Raw genomic sequence first — 16,073 nt, 5'->3', positions numbered from 1 at the left:
AGCCTAGCGAGTCGGGACATCATCGGCGGGAATCCGAACCGATCCATGTCGGTCTCCTCACATCGAGCAACCCGGCACCCTCGGCATTTGGTTGAATGCCACGCCGTTTCGACAATCACCCTATCCCATGGGCTTGCGCGGGCACGCCCCGTGGCCGGTCTCCCGTTGTGCTCCGTCCGTGGTGCCGATTGCGCGCTCAGGCGTTCTCGAAGAGCTCCGGCGACACGCTCGCCTCGGTGTTGGGGATGCCCAGCGCGTTGGCCCGCTTGTCCGCCAGCGCGAGGAGCCGGCGGATCCGCCCGGCGACGGCGTCCTTGGTGAGCGGCGGGTCCGCGAGCGCGCCGAGCTCCTCCAGCGACGCCTGCGCGTGCTCGAGGCGCAGGCGACCGGCCGCGAGCAGGTGCTCGGGGGCATCGTCCCCGAGGATGCGCATCGCGGCCTGCACCCGCGCCCCGGCGGCCACCGCGGCGCGCGCCGAACGGCGCAGGTTCGCGTCGTCGAAGTTCGCCAGCCGGTTCGCCGTGGCCCGGACCTCGCGGCGCATCCGCCGCTCCTCCCAGGCCATCAGGCTGTCATGCGCGCCGATCTTGGTCAGCAGCGCGCCGATGGCGTCGCCGTCCCGGACGACCACGCGGTCGACGCCGCGGACGTCCCGGCTCTTGGCCTGCACGCCCATCCGCCGGGCGGCGCCGACAAGTGCCAGCGCCGCCTCCGGGCCGGGCGAGGTTACCTCCATCGAGCAGGACCGGCCGGGCTCGGTCAGCGAGCCGTGCGCGAGGAACGCGCCCCGCCAGGCCGCCGCCGCGTCGCACGCCGAACCGGTCACCACCTGCGGCGGCAGTCCGCGCACCGGCCGGCCGCGCTGGTCGAGCAGGCCCGTCGACCGGGCGAGCTGTTCGCCGTCCCGCTCGACGCGGACGATGTAGCGCACCGAGCGCCGCAGGCCGCCGGCCGCGAGCACGGCCACCGACGACGGGAAGCCGAAGACCTCGGCGATCTCACGCCGCAGCCGACGCGCGGTGGCGCCGGTGTCGAGCTCGGCCTCCACCACGATGCGGCCGCCGACGATGTGCAGGCCGCCGGCGAACCGCAGCATCGCCGCCATCTCGGCCCGCCGGCAACAGGGCTTGGCCACTCGCAGCCTGCTCAGTTCATCCTTGACGGTGGCCGTCATCGCCGCCACACCGATCACTCCTTGCATTCACCGGAGGGGATCCGGTGGCCGGAGCCACCGGTGGATGAGCACCCGACACCCGAGGGATCGGCACAGGCCGCTCCCGGCTGCCGGCCCGGCCAGGCCCGCTGGCCGTCCATCGGACGGGCCGCCGACGGCACCGTCACGGCGCCGCCCCGCGCGGAACCGTCCGCGGCGACGCCGTCCTGTACGACGCCGTCCTGTGCGAAGACGGCGCGGAACGCGGCCGCGAGACGTTCGGGGTCGTGCAGCGCGGGTTCACCGGGAACCCGCACGGGTGCGAGGTGGAGCCGGGCGCCCAGGTCCGCGGCCGCGTGGGCCAGCGGGTCCGGGTCGCCGACCGCGGCCGGGTCCGCGATCACCACGTCGAGGCGCAGCCCCGGGACGTGGGTGGCCAGGGCGTGCAGATGGGCCTCGGGGGTGTAGCCGGCGGTCTCTCCCGGCTGCGCCACGAGGTTGAGCACCATAACCCGACGGGCGTCGGCGCCTGTGATCGCCGCCCGCATGTCGGGCACGAGCAGGTGCGGCAGCACGCTGGTGTAGAGCGAGCCCGGGCCGAGGACGATCCAGTCCGCGGTGGCGGCCGCCGCCACCGCGGCACCGCAGGCCGCCGGCTCCGCGGGGGCCAGGCGCACCCCGGCCACCCGGCCGGGGGTCGTCGCGACGGCCGCCTGGCCGCGGATCTCCGCGGTCTGCCCGGCCCGGTCCGGGTAGAGGCCCGTCACGTCCGCGACGATGTCGATGCCGGCGCACGACAGCGGCAGCACCCGGCCGGCCACGCCGAGCAGCGACGCGGCCAGGTCGAGCGCGGCCACCGGGGAGCCCGCGCGCTCCGCCAGCGCGGTCAGCACCAGGTTGCCGACCGCGTGGCCGGCGAGCTCCCCGCCACCGCCGAACCGGTGCTGGAAGAGGTCGGCCCACGTCTGGGACCACTCGTCGGCGCCGGCCAGCGCGGCCAGGGCCATCCGCAGGTCGCCCATGGGCAGGGCGCCGAGCTCGGCGCGCAGCCGGCCCGACGACCCACCGTCGTCCCCGACGGTGACCACCGCGGTCAGGTGCCGGGTGATCCGGCGCAGCGCGGCCAGCGAGGCAGCCAGGCCGTGCCCGCCGCCGAACGCGGCGATCGCGGGAGCGTCGGCGGTCATTCGCGGCCCAGATCCCGGTGCACGACCCGGACGCCGACACCGTCGGCCGCGAGCCGGGCCCCGAGCTGCTCGGCGACGGCGACGCTGCGGTGCTTGCCCCCGGTGCAGCCCACCGCCAGGGTCAGGTACCGCTTGCCCTCCCGCACGTATCCCTCGCCGACCAGGCGCAGCAGTGCCGTGTACTGGTCGACGAACTCCGTGGCGCCGGGCTGCGCGAGAACGTAGTCGCGGACCTGCGGGTCCCGCCCGGTATAGGGGCGCAGCGCCTCGACCCAGTGCGGGTTGGGCAGGAACCGGCAGTCGGCGACGAGGTCGGCGTCCAGCGGCAGGCCGTACTTGTAACCGAACGAGATCACGGTGGCGTTGAGCCGGTTGGCGCGCGGCTGGCCGAACGCGGCGTCGATCTTGGCGCGCAGCTCGTGCACGTTGAGGTCGGTCGTGTCGAGGACGAGGTCGGCCTCGCCGCGCAGCTCCGCGAGCAGCGTGCGCTCCCGGTTGATGCCGTCCACGACCCGCTCGTCGCCCTGCAGCGGGTGCGGGCGGCGGACATGGTCGAAGCGGCGGACCAGCGCGTCGTCGGAGGCCTCCAGGAAGAGCATCCGCGGGTGCATGCCGCGCGAGTCCAGGGCCTCCACCGCCGCGCGCAGGTCGGAGAAGAACGCCCGCCCGCGCACGTCGACGACGACCGCGATCCGGCTCACCGCCCCGCCGGAACGGTGCCCCAGCTCGGCCATCGTCGACAGCAGCGCCGGGGGCAGGTTGTCGACGACGAACCAGCCGAGGTCCTCCAGACACTTCGCCGCCGTGCTGCGGCCGGCACCGGACAGCCCTGTGATGATCGCGAGGTCGAGCGTCGCCGCTGTCACCGGGTCACCTCCGCCGAGTCGATGATCTCACCGGTCAGTGGGTCGACGGCGGGTGCCGGCGCCGCGTCGGTGCCCGGGGCCGATCGGGCCAGGGCGGCGACGATCGCCTCCGCCGTGCGCGGGCCGATGCCCGGCACCTGCGCGATCTCCACCGCGCCCGCGGCGCGCACCTTCGACACCGAGCCGAAGTGCCGCAGCAGCGCCTTGCGCCGGGTCTCCCCGAGCCCCGGGACGTCGTCGAGCGCCGAGGCGACCATCGACGTCGACCGCTTCTGCCGGTGGTAGGTGATCGCGAACCGGTGCGCCTCGTCCCGCACCCGCTGCAGCAGGTAGAGGGCCTCGCTCGTCCGCGGGAGGATCACCGGCTCGTCCTGGTCGGGCAGCCAGACCTCCTCCAGGCGCTTGGCCAGCCCGCACAGCGCCACCCCGCCCGGCCCGGCCTCGACACCGAGCTCGTCGAGCGCCCGCGCGGCCGCGGCGACCTGCGGCGGGCCGCCGTCGACGACGACGAGGTTGGGCGGGTAGGCGAACTTCCGGGGCCGGCCGGTCTCCGGATCCCGGCCGAGCGGGGGCGGTTCCGCCCCGGGCGCCGAGTCGGCGCCGGCGGGGGCGTCCGGGTATCCCTCCAGCTCGCCGGTGCGGGCCCGTTCCGCCAGGTAGCGGGAGAAGCGCCGGTGGACGGTCTCGCGCATGCTCGCCACGTCGTCCTGCCCGTCGACCCCGCGGATGGCGAACCTGCGGTACTCCGACTTGCGGGGCAGGCCGTCCTCGAAGACCACCATGCTGGCCACGACGTCGGTGCCCTGGGTGTTCGACACGTCGAAGCACTCGATCCGCAGCGGGGCGTCGGGCAGTTCGAGCGCCTCCTGGAGATCGGCCAGCGCGCGACTGCGGGCGGTGAGGTCGCCGGCGCGCTTCGTCCGGTGCAGCGTGAACGCCTGCTTGGCGTTGCGTTCGACGGTCTCCATCAGGGTGCGTTTGTCGCCGCGGCGGGGGACGCGCAGGTCGACGCGGGCCCCGCGGGCCCGCGTGAGCAGCTCGGCGACGGCCTCGGTGTCCGGCGGCAGCTCGGGCACGAGGATCTCGCGGGGGACCTGCCCGGCCGGCGCCGGATCGACGGTGCCGGCCGGGCGGACGCCGTCGAGGTACTCCTGGGTCAGGAACTGCTCGACGAGGTCGGCGGTGGTGACGTCCTCCAGCTTGTCGACGACCCAGCCCCGCTGGCCGCGGACCCGGCCGCCACGTACGTAGAAGACCTGGACCGCGGCCTCCAGCTCGTCCTGGGCGAACGCGATCACGTCGGCGTCGGTGCCGTCGGGCAGGACGACGGCCTGCTTCTCCACCGCGCGGCGCAGCGCCCCGATGTCGTCGCGCAACCGCGCGGCGCGCTCGTACTCCTGTGCCTGCGCCGCGTCCCGCATCTCCCGCTCGAGGCGGCGCAGGTAGCGGCCGGTCTGGCCGGACATGAAGTCGCAGAAGTCGTCGACGATCTGGCGGTGCGCGTCGGCGTCGACCCGCCCCACGCAGGGGGCCGAGCAGCGGTCGATGTACCCGAGCAGGCAGGGGCGGCCCACCTGGCCGGCCCGCTTGAAGACCCCGGAGCTGCAGGTACGCGCGGGGAAGACCCGCAGCAGCAGGTCCAGGGTCTCCCTGATGGCCCAGGCGTGCGCGTAGGGGCCGAAGTAGCGCACGCCGCGCCGCTTGGGTCCACGCATCACCTGGAGCCGCGGGAACTCCTCGGACAGTGTCACCGCGAGACTCGGGTAGCTCTTGTCATCGCGGTAGCGGACGTTGAAACGCGGATCGAACTCCTTGATCCAGGTGTACTCGAGCTGGAGCGCCTCGACCTCGGTGGACACCACCGTCCACTCCACCGAGCCGGCCGTGGTGACCATGTGCTGGGTCCGGGGATGCAGCGTGTGGATGTCGGCGAAGTAGTTGGCCAGCCGGGCCCGCAGACTCTTGGCCTTGCCCACGTAAATGACCCGGCCATGTTCGTCGCGGAAGCGATACACGCCCGGGGTCTCGGGGATCGAGCCCGGCGGGGGCCGGTAGGTCGCCGGATCAGCCATGAGCCGAGCCTACGGCGACCATCATCCGACCTGAGCAGTTCCTGCACGTAGCCATTTCATCACGCTGAGCTTCCATGCTGTCGAGGGCCCCCGTCGTTCCCGGATTCCGGCCGGGCGCAGGCACCGCGCCCGTGGCGCACCCGGCGGCCCGCGGCGCCCGCCCGGAAGGCTCGCCGACCGGCCCGTCCGGGCGACCAGGCACCCACCGAAGGGCCGTCGCCAGGGCCCGGACGGCGCCGTGTGGCCAATCTGTCGGCGGGCCGATCTCCCGTCCGCCCTCGGTCAGCGCCTGGTCGCCGTATGCTGAAGCGCGTCCACTCGGGTGGCGCCGCGAGCGAACTGCTGCGACGGTGTAAACCGGCGAGGCAGTTGAACCGGGGAGATCGGGCCGAGGGAGCCGACGCGTGCAGGTGGAGGACGTCACGACGGAGTTCGTCGTTGACAACGCCCCCGGCCGCGGGAGGATCACCGTCCTGCAGATCACCTGGCGTAGCTGTGACCCGCTGGCGGTCGCCCTCGTACTCGTCTCCCGGCCGGATCATCCCGCGCTCCCGCAGGGGCACTGGGTGGCTCCCCGGGACGCGCTACGGGCCGGTCTGGACGGCCCGACACCCGTCGGCGACGGCGATGTCCGCATCACGCCCGAGCCGACCCGGGGCGGCATCCGCCTCGAACTCGCCGACGGCGAGCGCCGCTCGGTCGTCGTGCTGGACGCCGCCCCCGTCCGCCGCTTCCTCGAGCGCACCGAGCGGGTCGTGCCCGCCGGCGAGGAGCACCCCGAGGTCGCGCTGGACGCCGTTCTCGACGACCTGCTCCAGACCTGACTCCCGCGGGCCTGACCGGGCCGCGCGGCGGCGGCCCGCCCGCCCGTCGTCACAGCGACGCCGCGCCGGCGAGCCTCGGCCGTGACTTCGGACGGGCGTCGACCTTGTCACCGAGGATCTCCCGCAGGAACGCCCCGGTGTGGCTCTCGGGCACCGCGGCGATGGTCTCGGGAGCACCCTCGGCGACCACCCGGCCGCCGCCGCTCCCGCCCTCCGGGCCCATGTCGACGATCCAGTCGGCGGTCTTGATGACGTCGAGGTTGTGCTCGATGACGATCACCGTGTTGCCGGCGTCGACAAGCCGGCCGAGCACGCCGAGCAGTTTGCGGATGTCCTCGAAGTGCAGGCCGGTGGTGGGCTCGTCCAGCACGTAGACGGTCCGCCCGGTGGAGCGTCGCTGCAGCTCCGAGGCGAGCTTCACCCGCTGCGCCTCTCCGCCGGAGAGGGTGGGCGCCGACTGGCCGAGCCGGACGTAGCCGAGCCCGACGTCGTTGAGCGTGCGCAGGTGCCGGGCGATCGCCGGGACCGCCGCGAAGAACTCCGCGGCCTCCTCGATCGGCATGTCGAGCACCTCGGCGATGTTGCGGCCCTTGAAGTGCACCTCCAGCGTCTCCCGGTTGTACCGGGCGCCCGCGCAGACCTCGCACGGAACGTAGACGTCCGGCAGGAAGTTCATCTCGATCTTGATGGTGCCGTCGCCGGAGCAGGCCTCGCACCGGCCGCCCTTGACGTTGAACGAGAACCGGCCCGGCAGGTACCCGCGGACCTTCGCCTCGGTCGTCTCCGCGAACAGCCGGCGGATGTGGTCGAACACGCCGGTGTAGGTCGCCGGGTTGGACCGGGGCGTGCGGCCGATCGGTGACTGGTCGACCCGGACCGCCTTGTCGAGGTGCTCGAGACCGGACACCGTGCGGTGCCGGCCCGGTACCTCGCGGGCGCCGTTGAGGTGGTTCGCGAGCACGCTGGCGAGGATGTCGTTGACCAGTGTCGACTTGCCCGAGCCGGAGACGCCGGTGACGGCCACCAGGCAGCCGAGCGGGAACGACACCGTCACGTCCCGGAGGTTGTGCTCCCGGGCGCCGTGCACGGTCAGCGAACGCGACTTCGTCGGCGCGCGGCGGATGTCGGGCACCGGGATCTGCCGCCGGCCGGAGAGGTAGGCGCCGGTCATCGACTCCTCGCTGCTCAGCAGCTCCTCGACCGGGCCGGAGACGACCACCCGACCGCCGTGCTCGCCGGCGCCGGGGCCGATGTCCACCACCCAGTCCGCGGCGCGGATCGTGTCCTCGTCGTGTTCCACGACGATCAGCGTGTTGCCGAGGTCGCGCAGCCGGACGAGGGTCTGGATGAGACGGCGGTTGTCCCGCTGGTGCAGGCCGATCGACGGCTCGTCGAGCACGTAGAGCACGCCGACCAGCCCCGAGCCGATCTGGGTGGCGAGGCGGATGCGCTGGGCCTCCCCACCGGCGAGCGTGCCGGCGGAGCGGTTCAGCGACAGGTAGTCGAGGCCGACGTCCAGCAGGAAGGCGAGCCGGGCGTCGATCTCCTTGAGAACCCGCCCGGCGATGGTCTGCTCCCGCTCGTTGAGCTCGACCTCACGCAGGAAGCCCGCGCACTCCCCGATCGACATCCCGGAGACCTCGGCGATGGAGCGGCCGCCGAGGGTGACGGCCAGCGACTCCGGTTTGAGCCGGGCGCCCCGGCACGCCGGGCAGGGCACGTCACGCATGTAGCCCTCGTAGCGCTCGCGGCTGGTGTCGGACTCGGCGTCCGAGTGCCGGCGGCGCAGGAAGGCCATCACGCCCTCGAAGGACGTGTAGTAGGAGCGCTTGCGGCCGTAGCGGTTCGTGTAGCCGACGTGGATCTCGGTCTCGCCGCTGCCGTGCAGGATCGCCTTGCGGGCGCGTTCCGGCAGCCCCTCCCACGGGGTGTCCATCCGGAAGCTGAGGTCCTCGCTGAGCGCCGTCAGCAGCCGCTCGAAGTACTCCTTGTTGTGCCCGCCGGCCCACGGCTGGATCGCGCCCTCGGCGAGCGAGAGCGTCGGGTCGGGCACGACGAGGTCGGGGTCGACCTCCTTGCGGGTCCCCAGCCCGGTGCACTCCTGGCAGGCCCCGAACGGCGAGTTGAACGAGAACGACCGCGGCTCCATCTCCTCGAAGGAGAGGTCGTCGTACATGCAGGCCAGATGCTCGGAGTACATCCGCTCGCGGTCGGGGTCGGCCGGGTCGCGGTCGACGAAGTCGAGCAGCACCAGGCCGCTGCCGAGCTTGAGCGCCGTCTCGATGGAGTCGGTGAGGCGGCGCTTGGCCGACTCCTTCGCGGCGAGCCGGTCGACCACGACCTCGATCGTGTGCTTGCGCTGTTTCTCGAGCTTGGGACGCTCGGTGAGCGCGACGACGGTGCCGTCCACCCGGACCCGGGCGAAGCCGGAGCTCTGCAGCTCGGCGAAGAGGTCGGCGTACTCGCCCTTGCGACCGCGCACGACCGGCGCCAGCACCTGGAAGCGGGTGCCCTCGGGGAGCTCGAGGAGGCGGTCGACGATCTGCTGCGGGGTCTGCCGGGCGATCGGGCGGCCACACTTCGGGCAGTGTGGATGGCCGACCCGCGCGTAAAGCAGCCGCAGGTAGTCGTAGACCTCGGTGATCGTGCCCACCGTCGAGCGCGGGTTGCGCGAGGTGGACTTCTGGTCGATCGAGACCGCCGGTGACAGGCCCTCGATGAAGTCGACGTCCGGCTTGTCCATCTGGCCGAGGAACTGGCGGGCGTAGGCCGAGAGCGACTCGACGTACCGGCGCTGCCCCTCCGCGAAGATCGTGTCGAAGGCGAGGCTCGACTTGCCCGAGCCCGACAGCCCGGTGAAGACGACCAGGCCGTCCCTGGGCAGGTCGAGATCGACGTCACGAAGGTTGTGCTCACGTGCTCCGCGGACGACAAGACGGTCAGCCATCGTCAGGTCCCTCGTGGTCTTCGGTCGGGTGTGGGTGGCGCCCGGGCATGGGTGCCACGGCGGCGCCGGATCAAACGCGCGTTCGAACCCGTCCGACGCTACACGCCCGGGCCGACGCGCCCGCACCGGCCAGGCCCGGCTCCGGCGAGGGAACCTCGCAGCCCACATCGTTGTTCCGACCAGGACACACGGCGGTCACGCCGATCAGAATGGACGCGCTCCGTGGGTCACTCCACGCCGCCGGGCCGCCACCGCGGCGGTCCGGGGCCGGACGATCCGCGCGGACCAGGCCACACAGAGATCGAGGAGAACCGTGATGAACATCGGCGCCGGATACACGGGCGAGGTCACCGTCGGCGGGCCGGCGGACACCCGCGAGCTTCCGGACCTCACGATCACCAAGGTGGCGGTCGGCCCCTTCGACAACAACTGCTATCTCCTGCGCTGCGCCGCGACCGGCGAGCAGCTGCTCGTCGACGCGGCGAACGAGACCGACACTCTGCTGCGCCTCGTCGGCGACGGCGGGCTGGCGACCGTGGTGACGACGCACCGGCACGGTGACCACGTCCAGGCGCTCGAGGACGTCGTGGCCGCGACCGGGGCGCGCACCGTGGCGCACCCGCTCGACGTGCCCGCCATCCCGGTCCCGACGACGGACCCGGTCGTCGACGGCGACGAGGTGCGCGTGGGCGAGGTCACCCTGCGGGTCGTGCACCTCGTCGGGCACACGCCCGGGTCGGTGGCCCTGCTCTACGACCGGGACGGCGCCGCCCCGCACCTGTTCACCGGCGACTGCCTGTTCCCCGGTGGCCCCGGGAACACCTTCGGGGACGCCGCCGCCTTCGCCACCCTGATGGACGGCCTCGAGGCCAAGGTGTTCGGTCCGCTGCCCGACCGGACCTGGATCTATCCGGGCCACGGAAAGGACACCACGCTCGGCGCCGAGCGCCCGCACCTGGCCGAGTGGCGCTCCCGCGGCTGGTGACGCGCCGGACCGTCAGCGGTACCCGGCGGTCACCTGTGACGACCGGTCCGGGTGGGACGTGAGGGACACCCGGGGAGCCGGTATCTCTCCGGGCGCGCCGGCCCCGGGCGCCGCGGTGTCCAGCCGGCCCAGGTCATGGCGGGTGCCGACCGGAACGGCCCGCCAGCGGGACCGGGTGGCGGGCTCCCAGCGCGGCTGGGCCAGACCCGTCACCAGGCCGGACAGGATCCGGGAGGCGCGCAACGCGTCGTCGGCCCGGCCGGTCGCGAGCTTGCGCAGCGCCAGCGCCACGAGCTGCGCCATGTGGACGGCGAGCCAGCCCCGGCCGAGCGTGTCGCCGTGGCGCCGCGCGTAGATGGCGGCCGAGCGGCCGAGTTCGGCGTACATCAGGCCGGCCCGGCCGACCGTCCCACCGCCGATGTGGGTGACATGGCAGCAGTCGTCGATCCAGGCGATACGGCCACCCGCGGCGCGCAGACGGGCGAACAGGTCGGTTTCCTCGTAGTACATCCAGTAGGACGGGTCGAAACCGCCCAGTCGCAGGAAAGTCTGGGTACGAATCGCGAAGAAAGCCCCGACGGGATAGCAGAGCTCGGGCCAGCGTTCGACCGCGGCGGCCTCACCGCGCACCGCCGTGTACGCATTCGTCCGGATGTTGGGAAGCACCGCCGTGCTCCGGCCGGAGCCGCCGTTGTCGCCCCACACCGGGAAACCCACCACGTCCGCGTCGGCGGGCATCGACCCGAGGACGTCGGGAAGCAGGTCCCGGGTGCCGCCGGGCATGGTCACATCGCTGTTCACGACGAGCAGCCACTCGGGTGGGGACCCGGACCCCGGCTCCCGGGCCGGCCCGGGCCGCAGCGCACGGAGCACGGCGATGTTCACCGCCGTTCCGTAGCCGACGTTCCCGTGCCCCTCGTACAGCTCGACGTCCGCGGGCAGGTCGTCGTGCACCGTGCCGGGTCGGTTCTCGACCAGGGCGACCCGGCAGCCGGAAACCTCGGCCAGGGTCGCCAGAAGACAGTGGAGCTGCGGTGATCCACCATAGGAGACAACAACGGCCAAAAGGTTATGCATAGTCCGCCTTGGACGAGAAACAGAGGGATTTGGGACACCCGGACGATCCCGGCTGCCACAAAACACTAACGTGAGCGCCACGGTGTCACCCACAGGACAATCGGCGCGTCGCCGAGTATTAATTCGTATTAATAATGAGCAGCTCTCGCCGGCCCGGCGGACCCGCCGTCCGGAAGCCGCCCGCGGCCCCACCAGGCCAGGCCGGGCCGGCCCGGACCCGCCCACGGCGACGCGGGGCGAAGCCCGCCGGCCGGCCCGGACCGGGCCCGCCTGAACCGGGCCCGCCCCGCCGCCGGCGACTAACGTCCGGGGTCCGCCACGTTGGCCGCCGGCGCGTCGACCCGGGTGTCGACCCGGGTGTCCGCGCCGGTCACCGGACGATCGCCGGCGCCGATCCCGCCGGCCCCGCCGTGGCCGTGGTCGTCCTGGCCGTCGTCCGCGTCCGCGGCCGGCGGCTCCGTCGCCAGCGACCAGACGATCGACCCGGCCAGCACCACCGCGATCACCACGAGGGACAGCCAGATCGGCATGTGCCAGACATCGGTGAGCAGCATCTTCACGCCGATGAAGGCGAGGATCACGGCCAGCCCGGTCGCCAGGTGGTGGAACTTCTCCATCAGCCCGGAGAGGAGGAAGAACAGCGATCGCAGCCCGAGGATCGCCAGCGCGTTCGCGGTGTAGACGAGGAAGGTCTCGTTCGTCACGCCGAGCGCCGCCGGCACCGAGTCGAAGGCGAACAGGACGTCCGCGGTCTCGACCGCGACCAGCACGGCGAGCAGCGGGGTGGCGATCAGCTTGCCGGCCCGCCGCAGGATGAAGTGCTGCCCCTGGTAGTCATCCGTCACCGGGACCACCCGGCGCAGCAGCCGGACGGCCCGGCTCTGCCCCGGATCCAGGTCGACGCCGTCGTCGCGGACCATCTTGAACGCCGTGTACAGCAGGAAGGCACCGAAGATGTAGATCACGAAACTGAAGTTCTCGAGCAGCGCGATGCCGGCCGCGATGAACAGGAAGCGCAGCACCAGGGCGCCCAGCACGCCGTAGAACAGGACGCGGTGCTGGTACTCCCGCGGGACCTTGAAGTACGAGAAGATCAGCGCGAAGACGAACAGGTTGTCGACCGAGAGGCTCTTCTCGAGCAGGTAGGCCGCCGTGTACTCACCGGCCGCGCCGGGGCCCTGCCACGCCCAGATGACGAAGGCGAAGGCCACCCCCAGCGACACCCAGCCGACGCTCCACCACGCGGCCTCCTTGAAGCCGATGACGTGCGCCCTGCGGTGCGCGAGCAGGTCGATGGCGAGCAACAGGAGCAGGCCACCGATGAAGGCGGCCCAGGCCCAGGCGGGTACATCCACGGAATCTCCTTCGGGTGGGTACAGGGTGTCGCGGCCGGTGGCCGCGGTCACCGGCCGGGGCGCGACGGCCCCGGCCGGGAGTGCTGTGCTCTGGTCCGCCGGGCGCCGTTGCCAGCAGCGTGACCAGAGCCGGTTCAGAAGACGGGCGGTCAGGCCCGGGCGGGACGACCGGGACGAGCGGTTGGCCGGTGTGATCAGTACGGGCGGCGCGACTACCGGCGGCGGCGGCCGAAGCCGGCCGGGGTGACCACCCGGCCGGGCAGCGGGGTGGTCTCCAGCGCCCGAGCCAGTTCTCCCGGGCCCACGGTGCCCACCATCACGGGCCAGCCGTCCGGGCCGTCGGCGACGACGACGATCACACCGGCGGCGGGCCGGCGGGCCAGCCGCGACGCGACCGCGGCGAGCGGCTCCTCCGGCCGGGCGGTGGCGACCCGGTCCAGCGGGATGGTCACCCGGGACACCCGGGCCAGGCCGCGGTCGTCCGCGGGTACCGCGGCGAGATCACGGAGCAGGGCGACGCCGACCAGCGGACCGGCGAAGTCCCGGACCCCGAACACCGAGCCGCGGGACGGCAGCACGGTCTCGTCCAGCGCGGCGGCGACTGTCTTCCAGGACGACAGCGGCTCCGGGGCGGGCGTCATCACGTCACGGACGAAGACCCCCCGCAACGCGGCAGAGGCGCGTTCCTGCGTCTGCGCGAGCCGGGACGTCCCGAGGGCGAGCCAGCCGAGGAGGATCGCCCACAGGCCGACCAGCCCGACCAGGAACACGGCCGCCACACCGAAGACGATCAGGGTCCACCCGGTGATGACCCCGGCGCGGGCCACGGCCGCGCCCGCGGCCGCCTCGTCACCGGTACGGCGCAGCACCCGGGCGGCGAGGATCCGCCCGCCGGCGCTGCGCGGCGCGGGCAGCAGGTCGACGACGGTGACGAGCAGGGCGAACGTGCCGACCCAGAGCGCCAGTTCGCCGACCAGGGCGAGCGTTCCGCCGGGGGCGAGCGCGCCGACGGCGACCAGCACCGTCCCGGCCAGGGCCGTCACCATGAGGCCCGCGCGGGCGATCGCGGCGTCGGCGACCGCGTCACCGGTCACCGGGGTGAGGGCGTCACCGGTCACCGGGGTGCCGGGGTCACCGGCACCGCTCGCCGGGCCGGCACCGCTCGACAGGCCGGCGCCGCCCCGGTCGACCGAGCGGCCACGTGCGGGGGTGAGGCCCAGCCGGCTCCCGAAGGCGCCGAGGGTGATCCCGGTGACCGTGATCCCGGCCCGGCGCGCGGCGGCGGCACGGGCCAGGTCGGCCCCGAGCAGGATCGCGACGAGCAGACCCGCGCCGAGCACGCCCCCGCTGAAGTAGGCGAAGGCCGGGCGGTTCGGCACGGTGGCGGGGAGAGTGAGGGCGCCGAGCACGACCGTCACGACCGCCACGGACACGAACAGGCCCGGGCGGACCGCGATCGGCGGCAGCGCCGTGGGGCGGGAGCCGTCCTTCGTGGACATGTCTCGGGTAGATCCTTTGCCTTTCACCGTCAGTCACTTCCGTCGGGGGCTTCGGTTCGCCGTGCTGGCACCTGGGCGGGACGATGATCGCGGTGCCGGGTGGGCCGACGGGCGATGCCGGGATCACCCCCGGGAGGGGCCGGATCCGCTCCGCGCCGGCCTGCCGTCGGCGCCCCGGAGGGCCCCGTACCAGGCTCAATGCCAGCCTGCCCTTCGGCGTCCCGGCAGACACCGTCCGGAGTCCGCGACTTTGTCTACGATTTCCTTGCCGATACTCGGCAGCCGAGCGGGGGGAGAGCATGAGGTGACGAAAAGGGATCAAAAGCCCAGGCCGGTTTTCCCGGACGACGACATGCCAGCCGGGCTGCCCGGCACCAGCCTCACCCGGCTGCCCCGGGCCGCGGTGCTCGCGGCGGCCGACGCCCGCCTGCACGCCGGCCTGCTGGGCAACTATCTGGAGGTGCTCGCCTCGGCGGCTGACAGCGGCCGGCGGCTGTCCCGCGCCGAGCTCGACGTCTTCCGGGCGCTCGGCCAGGCCGCCGCCGAGTCCGGCGCCTCCCTGCCGGCGCTCGTCGACCTCTACCTCTCCGCCACCTGGCGGATCTGGCCGTCGCTGCCCGCCGTCCGCCAGGCCGACCGGGCCGCGCGCGACCTGGGACGGACACCGCCGGCGATCCTGGACGGGGGGGCGCTGCCGGCCGCCCCGGACGGCCGGCCGCCGGCCGCCGCCCACGCCGCCCATGCCGAGCACGCCGAGCACGCGCGGCAGTCCCAGCAGTCCCAGCGTGCCGAGGGCGCCGGTGATCCCACGGATCTCAGCGGGCTGACCGTCGGGGCGGTCTCGCGCACCCGCGCGGCGGCGTCGGCCGTCCTACGGGCCAGCGACGACGCGGTCGCGGCGGTGTGCGAGGGCTACGAGCGGGCCCGCGCGGCCCGGGCGCGCTCGGAGGAGGCGATGCGCCGCGAGCTGGTGGACGACCTGCTCACCGGTACCTCCGAGCTCGGGCCGCTGCTCGAGCGGGCCGCCGCGTTCGGGCTGCGGCTGGAGGCGCCGCACGTCGTGCTGGTCGCGGCGGGCGGGCGGCGCTTCCTGGACGGGCGGGCGGTCGTCCGCGGCATCGAGGAGGCGCTGCGCGCCCAGTGCCCCACGGAGCCCCTGGTCGCGACCAAGGACGGGCTGCTCGTCTGCGTCGTCCCGCAGGAGACCGACCTGACCCGGCCCGTCCCCCCCGCGGAGACGATCACGCCGGGCGACAACACCGCACCGGACGGCCGCCCCGCCGACCGACCGCTGGACGGGTCGCCGGACGGTTCGGTGGGCGGGTCGACCAGGGCCGGGGTGACCAGCGTGAGCGATCCCGCGGCGGGCCGTCACCACCCCGGGCACCATCCCGTCCATCACCCCGTGCACGCCCGGCCGGACGGCGGCTCCGGGCACCCGCGGGTCGACCGGCCGGCGCTCGACCGGGAGACCGCCCGCCCGCGCGTCACGGCGCCGCGGGGCCGGCGCCGGATGGACCCGCCCGGCCCCGGCGACGCCGGGTTCGCGCCGCTGCCGGCGTTCTCCCCCGTCGGTGCCGCGCCGTCCACCGCCATCAAAGCGGTCACCGGGCGGCTGGCGGTGGAGCCGGAGCTCGTGTGGCGGCTGGGGGTCAGCCGGCCCCGCAGCGGGGTCGCCGGCGTGCGCATCGGCTACGAGGAGGCCCGCAACGCCGTCGAGCTGGCCGGGCGGCTGCGGCTGGACGGCCAGGTCGTCCACGCCGACGACCTGCTCATCTACAAGGTGCTGCTCCGCGACCGGGAGCCGCTGGAAGAGCTCGTCGACGCGGTGCTCAGCCCGCTGCGGGCGGCGCGGGGCGGTGCCGGGCCGCTGATCGAGACGCTCGACGCCTACTTCGCGACCGGCGGCGTGGCGCTCGCCGCGGCCCGCCGGCTGCACCTGTCGGTGCGCGCGCTCACCTACCGGCTCGACCGCATCCACGCGCTGACCCGGCACGACCCGACCTCACCGACGGACCGCTACGTCCTGCAGACCGCCGTGCTCGGCGCCCGGCTGCTCGGCTGGGAGGGCGCCGCGCGCTGAGCGACCACGCCGCGTGGGGTCGCGG

Annotated in this window: 11 protein-coding genes; 3 read left to right on the top strand and 8 right to left on the bottom strand. The window is 73.9% G+C overall.

Features of this window, described 5'->3' with window-relative positions; translation table 11 throughout:
* Positions 1 to 196 precede the first annotated feature (196 nt).
* The 4 genes from whiA to uvrC are packed head-to-tail and all read right to left on the bottom strand — an operon-like array spanning position 197 to position 5,278.
* Positions 197 to 1,201, bottom strand: a complete 1,005-nt coding sequence (whiA, locus tag B056_RS0118230; RefSeq protein ID WP_195905924.1) for a DNA-binding protein WhiA — start codon at positions 1,199 to 1,201, stop codon at positions 197 to 199.
* On the bottom strand, positions 1,189 to 2,340 hold the full coding sequence (locus B056_RS0118225) for a gluconeogenesis factor YvcK family protein (protein ID WP_018503301.1): 1,152 nt from the start codon (positions 2,338 to 2,340) through the stop codon (positions 1,189 to 1,191). Before B056_RS0118225 ends, whiA begins: the two co-directional genes overlap by 13 nt.
* Positions 2,337 to 3,206: an RNase adapter RapZ gene (rapZ, locus tag B056_RS0118220; RefSeq protein ID WP_018503300.1), complete on the bottom strand. Its 870-nt coding sequence runs from the start codon at positions 3,204 to 3,206 to the stop codon at positions 2,337 to 2,339. Before rapZ ends, B056_RS0118225 begins: the two co-directional genes overlap by 4 nt.
* Positions 3,203 to 5,278 carry an excinuclease ABC subunit UvrC gene (gene uvrC / locus B056_RS0118215; RefSeq protein ID WP_018503299.1) on the bottom strand — a complete coding sequence of 692 codons (2,076 nt, stop codon included), beginning with the start codon at positions 5,276 to 5,278 and terminating at the stop codon, positions 3,203 to 3,205. Before uvrC ends, rapZ begins: the two co-directional genes overlap by 4 nt.
* Before the next feature lie 404 nt (positions 5,279 to 5,682).
* Between uvrC and B056_RS0118210 the strand changes: the two genes are divergently transcribed.
* Positions 5,683 to 6,102, top strand: coding sequence for an SsgA family sporulation/cell division regulator (locus B056_RS0118210; protein ID WP_018503298.1), 420 nt, complete (start codon positions 5,683 to 5,685; stop codon positions 6,100 to 6,102).
* A 49-nt stretch (positions 6,103 to 6,151) separates the two neighbouring features.
* On the opposite strand, the gene uvrA is transcribed toward B056_RS0118210, so the two are convergent.
* Positions 6,152 to 9,049 carry an excinuclease ABC subunit UvrA gene (gene uvrA / locus B056_RS0118205; RefSeq protein WP_018503297.1) on the bottom strand — a complete coding sequence of 966 codons (2,898 nt, stop codon included), beginning with the start codon at positions 9,047 to 9,049 and terminating at the stop codon, positions 6,152 to 6,154.
* Positions 9,050 to 9,365: 316 nt separating this feature from the next.
* Here uvrA and B056_RS0118200 point away from each other — a divergent pair, with 316 nt between their 5' ends.
* On the top strand, positions 9,366 to 10,034 hold the full coding sequence (locus tag B056_RS0118200) for an MBL fold metallo-hydrolase (RefSeq protein WP_018503296.1): 669 nt from the start codon (positions 9,366 to 9,368) through the stop codon (positions 10,032 to 10,034).
* 12 nt (positions 10,035 to 10,046) lie between these two features.
* Here B056_RS0118200 and B056_RS0118195 read toward each other — a convergent pair whose 3' ends face one another.
* The 3 genes from B056_RS0118195 to B056_RS0118180 all read right to left on the bottom strand — a co-directional run bounded on the left by B056_RS0118195 (position 10,047) and on the right by B056_RS0118180 (position 13,965).
* Complete coding sequence (locus B056_RS0118195) at positions 10,047 to 11,111, bottom strand: glycosyltransferase family 2 protein (RefSeq protein WP_026239842.1); 1,065 nt, start codon at positions 11,109 to 11,111, stop codon at positions 10,047 to 10,049.
* A 299-nt stretch (positions 11,112 to 11,410) separates the two neighbouring features.
* Positions 11,411 to 12,466 (bottom strand): TerC family protein, encoded by a 1,056-nt coding sequence (locus tag B056_RS0118190; RefSeq protein WP_035751925.1) that lies wholly within the window; start codon positions 12,464 to 12,466, stop codon positions 11,411 to 11,413.
* 212 nt (positions 12,467 to 12,678) lie between these two features.
* Positions 12,679 to 13,965: a peptidase M50 gene (locus tag B056_RS0118180; RefSeq protein WP_018503293.1), complete on the bottom strand. Its 1,287-nt coding sequence runs from the start codon at positions 13,963 to 13,965 to the stop codon at positions 12,679 to 12,681.
* Positions 13,966 to 14,317: 352 nt separating this feature from the next.
* Here B056_RS0118180 and B056_RS0118175 point away from each other — a divergent pair, with 352 nt between their 5' ends.
* Entirely contained in the window at positions 14,318 to 16,048 is a 1,731-nt protein-coding gene (locus B056_RS0118175; RefSeq protein ID WP_018503292.1) for a helix-turn-helix domain-containing protein, read from the top strand.
* Positions 16,049 to 16,073 lie beyond the last annotated feature (25 nt).

It is taken from the genome of Parafrankia discariae (genome assembly GCF_000373365.1).
Taxonomy (GTDB): Bacteria; Actinomycetota; Actinomycetes; order Frankiales; family Frankiaceae; genus Parafrankia; species Parafrankia discariae.
This window is presented reverse-complemented; position numbering and strand designations above follow the sequence as displayed.

What these genes read in the sequence shown, in the direction of transcription:
- whiA (WP_195905924.1), bottom strand. Translation starts at nt 1,201, where the DNA reads ATGCAAGGAGTGATCGGTGTGGCGGCGATGACGGCCACCGTCAAGGAT.
- B056_RS0118225 (WP_018503301.1), bottom strand. Translation starts at nt 2,340, where the DNA reads ATGACCGCCGACGCTCCCGCGATCGCCGCGTTCGGCGGCGGGCACGGC.
- uvrC (WP_018503299.1), bottom strand. Translation starts at nt 5,278, where the DNA reads ATGGCTGATCCGGCGACCTACCGGCCCCCGCCGGGCTCGATCCCCGAG.
- uvrA (WP_018503297.1), bottom strand. Translation starts at nt 9,049, where the DNA reads ATGGCTGACCGTCTTGTCGTCCGCGGAGCACGTGAGCACAACCTTCGT.
- B056_RS0118200 (WP_018503296.1), top strand. Translation starts at nt 9,366, where the DNA reads ATGAACATCGGCGCCGGATACACGGGCGAGGTCACCGTCGGCGGGCCG.
- B056_RS0118195 (WP_026239842.1), bottom strand. Translation starts at nt 11,111, where the DNA reads ATGCATAACCTTTTGGCCGTTGTTGTCTCCTATGGTGGATCACCGCAG.
- B056_RS0118180 (WP_018503293.1), bottom strand. Translation starts at nt 13,965, where the DNA reads ATGTCCACGAAGGACGGCTCCCGCCCCACGGCGCTGCCGCCGATCGCG.
- B056_RS0118175 (WP_018503292.1), top strand. Translation starts at nt 14,318, where the DNA reads ATGCCAGCCGGGCTGCCCGGCACCAGCCTCACCCGGCTGCCCCGGGCC.